Genomic DNA, 13,192 nt, shown 5'->3' with positions numbered 1-13,192 from the left:
ACAAAGTTTAATTAAACACCCCGTTATCTCATTCCCTCAGAAATAAGAACTAGACCAAGCATTAATCAGGTTTTAGCTGTGTTTTAGTTTCGTTAGCTTTGCCTTATCTTTTTTTGATTGAAGGGATATCATTTCTTCTATTTCTGTTTTTTTGCTCAAAGGATTACAATGTTCGAAAGCCTCGTTTGTCTTAACGAAAAAATTATCCTTTCCAATTTCATTGATCAACCCACTGCTATAAAAAATATCTCTAGCAGGGCCAATCGCTCCTGCAACGACCAATTTTATTCCTTTGTTTTTCAATTCATTGATTAATTGGCGTAACATATGAATAGCACTACTATCTATATAATTAATGGCCTCCGCATTCAGGATAACGAATTTCACGCCTAGCCCTTTTTTATCAAGTTGATTTTGCAATTCGTTTTTAAAATATTCTCTATTACCAAAATAGAGCTGGGCATCAAAACGAATTATTAAAAATTCCTTAAAAGTTTCTGTATCCTCTGGAAAACGAGCTATATTTTTAAAATAATCGGTATTTCGTATCCGACCCAAAACAGCAATATGTGGCCTTGAAGTCCTGTAAACTAACAACAGCAAAGAAATCAAAACCCCTAATAGTATACCTTCTTTTATACCTACAGTAAGAGTGATCAGGAAGGTAGCTATCAATAGGTAAAATTCATCTCTTCGGTTTTTAAACAGATCGATGGGGTATTCAATATCTATCAATCCAAAGACAGCTACCATAATAATTGCCGCCAAAACTGCATTTGGCAAATAATAGAACAAAGGTGTTAAGAACATCAGTGTTAGCCCAACCACCATCGCACTTACTATTGGCGCGACGCCAGTTTTAGCACCTGCTTGATCATTCACTGCAGTTCTTGAAAAACCACCAGTTGTTGGGTAGGATTGAAAAAACGACCCAAGAATATTCGACGTTCCCAAGGCAATAAGCTCTTGATTGGGATCGACCTGATAACCTTGATGCTTTTCCTCAATCGCCTTGGCAACAGAGATAGCTTCCATAAAAGCGATTAGGGCCAAGGTCATCGCAATGGGAAGCAGCTCTGAAACTCTTGAATAATCGATGGAAGGGACTTGAAACATAGGTAACCCACTTGGTACTTCACCGACAATCTTCACCCCAAGGTCATTCAATCCCAAGAAATAAATCCCCAAAACACCCACGACCACTACTACAAGTGCCGCAGGAATACGACTATCGATTTTTTTAATCGACTTAATGAGAATTATAGCGATTACACCGATAGCAAGGGTAATCATATTGGTATCGGTAATGGTAGCCAATGCATTTTTTAAAAGGAAATGTATTTGATTGCTACTTTGAATAGAAGTACCTAAAAGATGCTTTAACTGACTTAGACCAATGATAATTGCGGCAGCAGAGGTAAATCCACTAATTACAGGTTTTGATAAAAAATTGACCAAAAAACCCATTCGCAGTAAGCCCAACCCTAGCTGAATAAGCCCCATAAATAAAGCCAAAAATATGGCCATGGCGATATATTCATCTATACCGGAAAGAGCTAGAGCCCCTAGACCAGATGCAACAAGTAAAGAATCCATTGCAACAGGCCCTACCGCCAATTGTCGCGATGTACCCAGTATGGCATAAATGATTTGCGGAATCAAGGACGCATAAAGTCCAAAAACCGGCGGAAGACCAGCAATCATGGCATAAGCCATCCCTTGAGGAATAAGCATAATGCCTACGGTCAACCCAGCTCCAACATCGCCGGATAAATAAGATTTCTTATAGCTCGGAAGCCATTGGAGTATTGGGAAATAACGTTTCAACATAAGAATAATTTAAACTCAAATGTAGTGCACAACAAAGCCTGATACCGTAACATTGGTCACAGATCCATTAATTTACTTTACCCAACTATCCCCTTTCGGCTAAAGCTAAAACACTCCAGACAAAATGGATCACTTGGTTGCTTTTCCCATCCTCACATGAAGGCTATGACTTTACCTTCAATAAAATCACGTATTGCATAATTTTGGCCAAAAGTATAACTTCAGGCTCCAGCACCTGCATTAAAAGCATTGGAACGACCAACTATTTGATCTATATTAACCATTCAGGTAAAATCCTGTGGCCGTTCTCTACAATATAAACTATAATTAATAGGCTAAAATGGAAAAAGAACCAAGCAACGCACAACTTTAAACAAAAACCCAAAGCTTTAACCCGAATATGCAATAGACAATCTATTACGTGCTGAAATCGCTTCAAAATCAGCCACTTCGTTGCTGTTTTCAATTTCACCATAGCGGTGCTATGCTAAAATATCCAAACAGCCTGATTTTCTTGCGATTGCAACACTTCCCGTAAACACGGGACAGGCTTCACCCCTGACTATTGCAGGACGGAGAAATCCTATTACATAATCCGGGTTTAAAATACTAGAGAAAAATTAGAGATGCATTACCCTAACTGCATAATGAGGTGGTTTGGTGTAAATAATACCATTTCATATGGAAACTGAATGAACAACAATGAAGTTATATGTTCATAATAATATCAAATTGTATAAAAATACGCGATGACGACAAAACCCAATGAACAATCTATAGTAATGTTAGGTGCTAGTGGTGCCGTTGGTACAGCAGCTTTAAACTCTCTTCTTTCTCTAAAAAACATTCAGCAACTTACCTTGCTTGGAAGAAATCCAATTCCAAATGTAAATGCTTACTTTGTAAAACAATACAAAATCAATATTCATGAACCTAAGTCGTACCTGGACTATTTACCTGGTCACAGAAGTGCTATCTGCACTTTAGGTGTAGGTGAACCTTCAAAAATAAGTAAAGAAGAATTTATTAAAATTGATAAAACGGCTGTTTTAAATTTTGCAATAGCATGTAAAAATGCTGGAGTCAAACATTTTGAGTTATTGGCCTCAGTAGGAATACATGCTGAATCAAGATTTTTCTATTTAAGAGCAAAAGGGGAATTGGTCGAAGCTTTAAAAGACTTGAATTTTGATAGGTTAAGCATATTTCAACCATCAATGATTTTAACACCCACAAACCGATATGGGCTATCACAAGCCATTACCTTGAAAGTATGGCCCTACCTAAATCCGTTATTGATCGGGGGATTAAGGAAATACCGTGGTATACCGGTAGATGTATTAGGACAGGCAATGGCAAATAACATTTTCAATAATGGTAAAGGTTATGAAATTTTACAATGGGATCAGTTTTATTCGGTAACAAAAAAACGAAACTAAAAAGCAATTCAAAAAAGGGCTAATAGTATCAATTTTCAAAAATCCCTGCTTGGCTTTTTGAAAATAATTGGATTTAAAAGCCTTAAGGGCAGCATGCCATTTACAATAATCCGCCGTTTTTTGTTAATTTGCGTATTAAATTTAAACATATCTTAATTCCAGACGATTAGAACATGAAGTTTGATTTTAAAGCAGACGTATTGCCCCACTTTTTAGCGATTTCTTCCTTTTATCTGATCGTAGTTCTTTATTTCTCCCCGATTGTATTTGATGGGAAAATGATGTTCCAGTCAGATATCCTTCAATGGGAAGGCTCTGCCAAGGAGCTTTTAGAACACCGAGAAAACACTGGGGAAGAAGCCCTATGGACAAACCGAATGTTTGGCGGAATGCCTGCTTACCTAATTCACCTTGATCCTAAAGGAGACATTACCAATTTCCTAATTAAGGTGTTTACTTTCGGTTTACCCCATCCGATTAGCGCTTTGTTTTTTGGAATGGTTTCCATGTACATCCTACTACTAAGTTTTAAGGTTCGTCCTGTCATCGCGTTGATAGGAGCATGGGCCTTTTCATTCAATACCTTTAATTTTCTCAGCCTGGAAGCTGGTCACAACGCTAAAATTTGGGCTGTATGTATCATTCCGCTAATTCTTGCAGGTGTCCACATGGCCTTTAATAATAAGAAGTTACTTGGCCTGGTTATCACCGCTTTAGCAGTACTATTGCAATTAAAATTCAACCATCTTCAGATCACTTATTACACGCTTTTATTGGTAATTGTTTATGGCATTGGTCAATTGGTGCATGCTTATCGTAAACAACAATTACCCGCCTTCGCTAAAACTACCGGCATGTTGCTATTAGCTGCTATGCTTGGTGTAATTGGGCATTCAGCCAGGTTGAGTGCTGTATTAGAATATGGAGCCTATTCTATTCGGGGTGAACGTAACCTTCCTGCTGTCAATCAAAATGATTCAGGTCTAGACAAGGAGTACGCTTTCAATTGGTCAAGTGGAAAGCTTGAGACATTCACTTTGCTTATTCCCAATTATTTTGGAGGTGCTACTCAAGAAGCCGTTCCTAAAAATTCAGCTTCTGAAAAAGCGCTTCGTGCCAATGGAATTGACAATGCACAGGTCAACCAATTTATTAAAGGTGCGCCTACCTATTGGGGGGACCAACCGTTCACTGGTGGTCCCATGTATGGTGGCTCGATCATGATTTTCCTTTTTGTATTAGGTATACTCTTTGCTCCCGCCTCATATAGAAATACTTTTTTGGCAATGACCGTATTGACTCTATTGCTTTCTTGGGGAAAAAATCTTGCTTGGTTTAACTATACGCTATTCGACTATTTACCAGGATACAATAAATTCAGGGCTGTCTCTATGGCCTTGGGCATGACCCTTTTCGTAATCCCTCTATTTGGTGCCATCGGCCTTGAGAACGTAATGCGAAAAATTAAAGAAAAGGAAACAAAAAAGACTTTCTTTATAGGTACAGTTATCACATTAGGCTTGATTTTGCTAGGCATTGTCTTCGCTTCAATGATGGGTTACCAGTCTTCAATGCCGAATTCAGGATACCCTGACTGGTTAATGACGGCACTTAAATCCGACAGAAAAAGCATGCTAATGTCTGACGCATTAAGGTCTGCTATTTTCATTACTATTTCGGCAGCATTTATAGGTTTGGCATTGTTTAATAAATTAAAAATTACTTATTCAGTTTTAGGGATTGGCGCAATGGTTCTAATCGACCTTTGGGGAGTCAACAGCCGTTATTTGGACAAGGATAGCTTTACTAATGATCCTAGCGAACAACATTTTGCAGCAACTCCTGCTGACAATAAAATAAGTGCTGATAAAGACTATTTCAGGGTTTTAAACATTCAAAACCCTTTTAATGATGCCCGGACCAGTTATCGTTTCAACAGCATAGGCGGTTATCATGGAGCCAAAATGAGCCGGTACAACGATTTGATAGACCGTATACTTGGTACAGAAATCAATGGCTTTGTTCAAAAAGCACAGGAAGGAAACTTTGATTATAAAGGCATTCAGGCTTTGAACATGCTGAATACCAAATACCTCATGGCGGGCAGAGCTGAAAATGCTGTTTTCCTAAACCCTGAAGCCAATGGTCCTGCTTGGTTTCCGGAAAGTATTGAAGGTACAAAGACAAATGAAGAGGAGATCGAGGCTTTGGCAAAAATAAACACCAAGGTGACGGCCACCTACAATGCACAAGACAACGGAAATCAAAGCATAAATACTGGAAAAGGAAGCATTAAATTGAAAAGCTACTCACCTGATGTTTTGGCCTACACTGCCTCTGTTGAAAAATCAGGTTTGGTGGTTTTTTCTGAAATTTACTACCCAAAAGGCTGGAAAGCATTTATTGACGGTCAAGAAACACCAATTTTACGTGTAAATTACTTATTAAGAGGACTTGTACTTCCTGAAGGTGAGCACATGGTGGAGATGCGCTTTGAACCAACATCTTATTATCGATGGGAGTACATTTCAATATTCGCTCAATACCTTGTAGTCCTTTCTTTAATATTTGTTGTTTTCATAAATTTGAAAACCAAACAAGAACCGACAGTATAAAAATGACAAAAGACGTTGCCCAATTCTACGACCAATTTGCCAATCAGCAAATTAAAACCGGTGTAAACTCAAGACACCTTAGCATTATTTCAAAATTGAAAAATGCCGGTTTAAAATCACACCATAAGGTATTGGAGGTCGGTTGCGGAATTGGAACCGTTAGTCAGCTAATTGCTAAAAACACACCTAAAGGAGAGGTACTGGCGGTAGACATTAGCCCTGAAAGTATTGCACAGGCAAAAATAATTTGGAATGGTTTGGGCAACCTCCAATTTGAAGTTTCTGACATGAAAAACTTTCATAAGAAAGATACTTTGTTTGATGCCGTAGTTTTCCCTGATGTATTAGAGCACATACCAGTAGAGGACCACTTTGCTTTATTTGAGACCATCAAAAAACACAGTCACTCAGAGACTTTCATCTTTATTCATATTCCTTCCCCTAGATTTCTTGAATGGATGATCGCCAATGAACCAGAAAAACTACAGGTAATTGATCAACCATTAGATACTGGAGAACTCGTTAGCAAATTGTCTGCAAATGATTTTTACCTTGATAAAATGAACACCTATAGCCTTTTTTACAAGGAGAAAGATTACCAATATTTCGTATTTAAAAAGAAACAAGCCATACAAAGCACCAACCATAGAGACAAATGGACTATTTTAAAGGAAAGGCTTTTGATCAAATTAAAACAAAAATTACCTGCTTTTTGAACTTCAATTGAACAATAAATGATCCTCTATATCTCTCCCATTCCTACCGCTTTTATCCAAAGGGATATAGAAATGCTAAGCCCTACATTTCGAATTGTTCACCTCAATTTCACTACGAATCCCTATTTATTACCTTTTTTTTTCGTGTATCAATTAATGCAGCTAATGTTGTTGCTTCCGTTCACAAGCAAATACCTTTGTTTTTTTGCCGGATACCACACTATTATACCTGTTTTTCTTGGAAAACTATTTGCCAAAGAAGTAATCATTGAATGTGGAGGAACAGACGCCATGCATTTACCAAAAATAGATTATGGCAACTACAGAAAAAAATGGCTTAAAAAAGCAACTGTATACAGTTTCAAAAACTGTTCACTCATACTTCCGGTATCCCATTCTTTAGTAAAATCAACATATACCTATGATACAGATTCGCCAAAACATCAGGGTTTGCTACACTTGATCCCTGACTTAAAGACAAAAATACAGGTGGTTTATAATGGCTTTGATGACCAGTTTTGGACCGATGACCATAGAGCAAAATCACCTTTCTCCTTTGTTACAGTGGCTACAGGGATTTCAAAAGAAAATCGAGCCATGGTTAAGGGTATTGATCTGGTAATTGAAATGGCAAAAGCATTCCCAGACCATTCATTTACGATTATTGGAGACAAGAATTTCAAAACACTTCTTCCAAATGTCATCATAATGCCCCCTCTTGATCAAAAAGAAATTAGACAAGTATACCAACGCAGCCAGTTTTATTTACAACTTTCCTATTCTGAGGGTTTCCCCAATGCCCTAGCTGAGGCAATGTTGTGTGGATGCATTCCGATTGGAAGTAATGTAGGCGAAATCGCTAAAATCATTGGTGATACAGGTTTTATTTTACCTTATAAAAATGTTGAACTCTTATTTGATTTGGTCTCTAAATTAGAAAATGAAGACTTAAAAACCTTACGGGTAAACGCCTCACTAAGGATAAAGGAAAATTTCAATTATGCCCAGAGAAAAGAAAAACTAATTGCAGTTTTAACACCTGATTAAGAAAAATAATCTCCAACTTTGAATAAAATATTAAAGTATTAATGTCGACTTTTAATGGCAGGTGTTAAGCAAAGTGTATTAACAACCATATTTTCCTATGTGGGAGTAATCGTAGGGTATGTTAACCTTCTATGGCTGTTCCCTTACGTACTTAGCCCAACACAAATCGGTTTATTTAAGACCGTTCAGGACATAGCTTTGCTTTTGGTACCCTTTGCCCAACTGGGTATCGGACATGGCATTACCCGCTTCTTCCCAAGGTTAAGAGGCAAAGAATTTGCTTTCTTTAGCTTTAGCCTGATCATCGCTACTGTAGGCTTTTTTATGGTAGCCTCATTGTTTTTTGTTTTCAAAACCCCAATCATTAACGCATTTGCAGAGAAAGCACCTGAGGTTAACAACTTCCTTATTGTTGCCCTATTGATTACCTTCTTCTCTCTATTCAATTCGCTTCTGGAGGCATTTTGTAGGTCATTTTTAAAGATTGCCATACCTTCTTTAATTCGGGATGTGTTTCTAAGAGTTTTTATGGCAATGTTGGTAATAGGATATTACTTTTCTTTTTACTCCTTTGACTTTATGATTTGGGGCATGGGGGCTGTGTACATGCTAGCCATGATTTCTATCATGTTATACATGAAAAGGGAGAAAATATTTAAAATTGATTTTAATTGGAAGAGAATTACCCTCCCCATTAAGAAGGAGTTTTTGCAATACAGCTTGATCACCCTCCTAGGCACAGCCGGGGCACTTCTGATCATGAAGATTGACAGCATCATGGTGAGTTCAATGATAGGCTTAGATGCCAATGCAATTTACACCATAGGCTTTTCTATAGCTGTGGTAATAGAAATGCCGAGGCGGGCAATTTCACAGGTAGCCATGCCGGTTATCTCCGAGATGTTTGCGAAAAATCAATTGACTGGAATAAATGCACTCTATAAAAAAATAGCTATCAACCAGCTGTTAATTTGTTTGTTGATTTTTTTAATGATCTGGATCAATATTGAGAGTCTCTACCACTTTGTACCAAACAGAAGCATTTATGAGCAAGGCAAATGGGTAGTATTATTGATCGGTTTAGGCAAATTAACAGATGTGATCTTCTCGGTTAATGGCGAAATAATCGTCTTCTCCAAATTCTACACCTTTAACATCACCGCTACTCTTTTCATGAGTGTAGCAGTAATTGTATTTAACTTGGTATTGATTCCTCATTACGGGATTGAAGGAGCTGCTTTGGCCTCCTTAATCGCCATGTTTTTTTACAACTTTGTCAAATTTGTTTTCATAAAAATAAGGCTAGGTTTCAACTCCTTTACACCTAATGTCTTTTTAATTCTCCTGGCTGGGATATTGAGCTGGGCAGTTTCGTATTACTTGATCCCAACTTTAGAGGCTGTTATCCTTGATATTCTAATTAGAAGTGGAATTGTTACCGCTGTTTATCTACTGCTGTTACACATATTAAAGGCCGCACCTGAAACGGAAACAATGGTTTTACAAAAAATCAAACAGCTGTTGTCTATGCTTAGTAAACACTAAGTATCCAGCCTGTGCATAAAACTTCACATAGAATTCAATGTCATGGTACTGAAAACCTTCGACAACTACGTCTTTGCAATGCCTTCAAGTAATAGCGCCAATTGCTGTGTAATGTTTTTTCTGCTGTAATTTTGAATGTCGGACTTAGTCCATCCTTGATTTTCCCCTTTGGCAAAACCACGAAGGAACTGAACCAAACCTTCTTCATCTTGATGAGCGAAAACTTTACCTGCCACCGATGAATTAATAATAGAAGCGGAATCCCCCATCGGATCTCCCAAAGCCAATATTTCCCGACCCGTTGCCATGTATTCAAATAGTTTACCGGGAATATTTCCTTTGGCATTTTTGGTATTGGTAAGGATCAGAAGCAATAGCTGGGCTTTTTCATAAAAGGAGAACACTGTTTTATGAGATACATAACCCGGCAATGCAATATGGGCTTTGAACCAACTGTCTTGAGCTACCAAGGTTTTAATGCTCTCATTCACCCTCCCTACAAAAGTTAGCCTGACCTTGCCTGTGCTCTCTCCAAAAACCGTTTTAAGCGCCCTTAGAAACGGAAAAGGGTCTCTTATTCCATCAATCACTCCCGAATATACGATTTCTAAAACAGACGATTGACTGGCTGGTTTAGAAAGGGTTTCAGGTATATCCGCAGTATCAAAACCATTCAGGATTACCTTTACATTTTTAGCCCCTATCCCCTGCATTTCATTTTTAAATGTAGGTGAAATGGTTACCAGGCTATCGGCCTCTTCAAATACGCTAGACTCAAGCTTTTGATGTTTCTTTCTGGCAAATTGACTTAGCTTAAGCGTGTCCAAAAACTCCCAATTGGACCATGGATCTCGAAAATCTGCAAGCCATGGAATTCCTGTTTTTCTTTTTAGGTTTCTACCTATCAAGTGCATACTGTGAGGAGGCCCAGTAGTGATGATCGCTTCAAAATTATTTTGCTCGCAAATACTAGCTAAAAAACTAACCGAAGGTTTCACCCAAAATAATCTAGGGTCAGGAATAAGGAGGTTTCCCCTGAGCCAGACGGCCAACTGATCGAGCATTCCCGGATCCTTGTACTCAAGAATGCTGGCAGTATCCTTTGGTTGCTGTTTTTTAAGTGTTCTAAACAACTGATAAGGCTCCCAAATAGGAAACTTCAATACCTCTGTATGTTTGTCCACTTCTTTCTCCAGAGAAGGGTCTTGTAATGCAAAATCAGGATTTTCGGGCGTGAAAATTACGGGTTGCCAGCCAAATTCAGGTAGGTATTTGGAAAATTTCAGCCAGCGTTGAACGCCTGACCCGGCACTTGGCGGCCAGTAATAAGTAATGATCAGGACCCTTTTCATACATTAAAAAAAAATCAAGCAGGAACATTATTTCCTGCTTGAATGACATTATATATTTATTCGCCTTGAGCCAATGAAAAACCTCTTTCTCCATCGAAAGTATACAAATTCTCTGTCTTGATAAAGTCAAAGCCTAAGTTTCCTACCTGATTCAATACCTCTATGATTTGCTCATGGGTAATGGGCTTATCATCTGCATCAAAAAACCTGACTCTCCAATGATCAGAGCAAAAGGTCTCTTTCATTCCATCAGGATAAACCCTTACCCCTCTATTGGTAATAAGTTGCATTTTTAATCCGTTGGCATTGACCGACCTAAGCTTGTCTCCCATTTCGTCCGGGTTTCTATTTCCTTCTTTCCAGTCTATAAAAACATCCAAACCTATCAATACTTTCTCAGCAGCTTTATGTGGTTTGATCGCAAGGGCTTTTTTTATTTCAGCTTCACTACGCTCAGCTTTGGCAAAAACCGCTTTTTTCATGCTTTTAGGTTCCTTACCTAACCTTGAAATTACTGCCTCAGCAAATTCTTTAGTACCCACTCTTTTGGTACTTACTCCATCTTGATAAATATCTCCTGTATGAATACCATCCTCAAGTGTAGCCATCCATGCATTACTGATTTTTTGTGCTACTTCGGGTTGTCCTATATGCACTAGCATCATGATCGCACCATTTAACAAACCAGATGGATTGGCTATATCCATACCTGCAATATCAGGAGCAGAACCATGAATAGCTTCAAACATGGCCACATCTTCACCAACATTAGCAGAACCACCGAGGCCTACTGACCCTGTTACCTGAGCTGCCACATCAGAGATAATATCACCATAGAGGTTTAGTGTAACAATCACATCAAACATCTCAGGGCTGTCAGCAATTAATGCAGTAGCTATGTCTATAATTTTATGATCCGTTTCTATGTCAGGGTATTCTTTAGCAACCTCATTAAACACCTGATGAAAAATGCCATCAGTCATTTTCATGATATTGTCTTTGGTCATACAAGTGACCTTTTTCCGCTTGTTCATGCGGGCATACTCAAAAGCATACCTGACAATTTTCTCACTACCCGGTCTGGAGATCAACTTTAAGCATTGGTATACTTCATCCGTTTGACGGTGTTCAATACCTGCATATAGGTCCTCTTCATTTTCCCTAATAATAACCAAATCAGTTTTAGGGAAATGAGTATGAATAAATGGCGAATAAGCCTTACAAGGCCGCACATTAGCATAAAGCCCTAATGTCTTTCTTGTAGTCACGTTCAGACTCTTAAAGCCACCTCCTTGAGGGGTGGTAATTGGTGATTTTAGAAACACCTTAGTTTCTCTTAAAGAATCCCATGCACTTGGCGCTATCCCCGAACTTATTCCTTTTAAATAAACCTGCTCACCGATTTCAATAACATCTGGCTCTATAGCAGCCCCGGCTGCCTCCAGGATTGACAATGTTGCATTCATTATTTCTGGACCAATGCCATCTCCAAATGCTACTGTTATTTTCCTTTTTTCCGTCATGTGGTAAGTGATTGAAATTTTTGTACCTAATTGTTAGCTTCTATGCAAAAATAGAAAATATTGACATACAATCGATTTAACCAGAGAAATAATAGCCGTTTTGACAATAAATGAGGCCTACTTCAATCAGTATCAATTCCTAGACTTTAAAGCTTCAAATTAATTAGAAAGCAATAATGATTCTTAAATACCTTTTTCCGTGGTTTAAAATGCAATTTTATAGCTATTTAATGAATTATCACTTTCAGTTGATTTGTGATTTTTAGCCGAATCTTTTGTGATTGATTAGGCACCTCGTATATTTGGGCCTTAACATTGAAGAATTGGAATGGCTGAACAAAAAAATATTCTTTCAGAGACTAAAGACGGAATACTTTATCTTACCATCAGCAGAGAGTCCAAGCTCAATGCCTTAAACTTCAGCACATTGGAAGAGTTGAAAAACATTTTCAACGAAGTGAATGATAACAAATCGATAAGAGGTGTAATCATCACAGGTGCGGGTGAAAAGGCCTTTGTCGCTGGTGCTGACATCAATGAAATTTCAGAGCTTAACGAACTCAATGCTAGAAAGTTTGCTGAATTTGGTCAGGAAGTTTTTGATAACATTGAATCTTGTCATAAACCTGTAATCGCAGTAGTAAATGGCTATGCTTTGGGGGGCGGATGTGAATTGGCCATTGCCTGCCACATGAGAATCGCTACTTCAAATGCTAAATTTGGACAACCAGAAGTAAATTTGGGGATAATCCCTGGCTACGGAGGAACACAGCGGCTTACCAACCTTATTGGTAGAACAAAAGCCACAGAAATTCTGATGACTGGAGACATGCTTGATGTCAATGATGCTAAATCCCTTGGGCTACTCAATCATGTAGAAGCTTCCAAAGAGGATGCAATGGCTAAAGCAGAAGAGATTTTAAGAAAGATAATGAGCAAAGCACCATTGTCTATAGGTATGATAGTAGACTGTGTCAATGCTGTTTTTGCAAGTGACGAAAATGGGTATCAAATCGAAGCCAATAGTTTTGCGCGTTGCGTCAAATCCGAAGATTATAGAGAAGGAACCAAAGCCTTTCTAGAAAAAAGGAAACCTAATTTCAAAGGGGAGTAGTCCCCTTTTTT

General features: G+C 38.2%; 9 protein-coding genes. 6 read left to right on the top strand and 3 right to left on the bottom strand.

Annotated elements, in window-relative coordinates; genetic code table 11:
• Positions 1–72: 72 nt before the first annotated feature.
• Complete coding sequence (locus AC13EX_RS14450; RefSeq protein WP_482893218.1) at positions 73–1,830, bottom strand: SulP family inorganic anion transporter; 1,758 nt, start codon at positions 1,828–1,830, stop codon at positions 73–75.
• Between the two features lie 749 nt (positions 1,831–2,579).
• Between AC13EX_RS14450 and AC13EX_RS14445 the strand changes: the two genes are divergently transcribed.
• The 5 genes from AC13EX_RS14445 to AC13EX_RS14425 all read left to right on the top strand — a co-directional run bounded on the left by AC13EX_RS14445 (position 2,580) and on the right by AC13EX_RS14425 (position 9,192).
• A complete protein-coding gene (locus tag AC13EX_RS14445; RefSeq protein WP_482893217.1) occupies positions 2,580–3,269 on the top strand; it encodes a Rossmann-fold NAD(P)-binding domain-containing protein in 690 nt (229 codons plus the stop codon).
• A 173-nt stretch (positions 3,270–3,442) separates the two neighbouring features.
• The gene (locus AC13EX_RS14440; protein ID WP_482893216.1) at positions 3,443–5,884 is read left to right on the top strand and encodes a YfhO family protein; all 2,442 of its coding nucleotides are present in this window, start codon (positions 3,443–3,445) and stop codon (positions 5,882–5,884) included.
• 2 nt (positions 5,885–5,886) lie between these two features.
• Positions 5,887–6,600, top strand: a complete 714-nt coding sequence (locus AC13EX_RS14435; protein ID WP_482893215.1) for a class I SAM-dependent methyltransferase — start codon at positions 5,887–5,889, stop codon at positions 6,598–6,600.
• An 18-nt stretch (positions 6,601–6,618) separates the two neighbouring features.
• Positions 6,619–7,647, top strand: coding sequence for a glycosyltransferase family 4 protein (locus AC13EX_RS14430; RefSeq protein ID WP_482893214.1), 1,029 nt, complete (start codon positions 6,619–6,621; stop codon positions 7,645–7,647).
• Between the two features lie 54 nt (positions 7,648–7,701).
• Complete coding sequence (locus AC13EX_RS14425; protein ID WP_482893213.1) at positions 7,702–9,192, top strand: lipopolysaccharide biosynthesis protein; 1,491 nt, start codon at positions 7,702–7,704, stop codon at positions 9,190–9,192.
• Positions 9,193–9,257: 65 nt separating this feature from the next.
• Here AC13EX_RS14425 and AC13EX_RS14420 read toward each other — a convergent pair whose 3' ends face one another.
• Both AC13EX_RS14420 and AC13EX_RS14415 read right to left on the bottom strand, forming a co-directional pair.
• Entirely contained in the window at positions 9,258–10,544 is a 1,287-nt protein-coding gene (locus AC13EX_RS14420; RefSeq protein WP_482893212.1) for a glycosyltransferase family 4 protein, read from the bottom strand.
• Between the two features lie 56 nt (positions 10,545–10,600).
• Complete coding sequence (locus AC13EX_RS14415) at positions 10,601–12,067, bottom strand: NADP-dependent isocitrate dehydrogenase (RefSeq protein ID WP_482893211.1); 1,467 nt, start codon at positions 12,065–12,067, stop codon at positions 10,601–10,603.
• A 328-nt stretch (positions 12,068–12,395) separates the two neighbouring features.
• On the opposite strand from AC13EX_RS14415, the gene AC13EX_RS14410 reads away from it, so the two are divergent.
• A complete protein-coding gene (locus AC13EX_RS14410) occupies positions 12,396–13,181 on the top strand; it encodes an enoyl-CoA hydratase/isomerase family protein (RefSeq protein WP_048640342.1) in 786 nt (261 codons plus the stop codon).
• Positions 13,182–13,192: the final 11 nt, after the last annotated feature.

The organism is Cyclobacterium sp. L-R (genome assembly GCF_056859355.1).
Note: the sequence above shows the minus strand (reverse complement) of the source record. Positions and strands in the feature narration are given on the sequence as shown.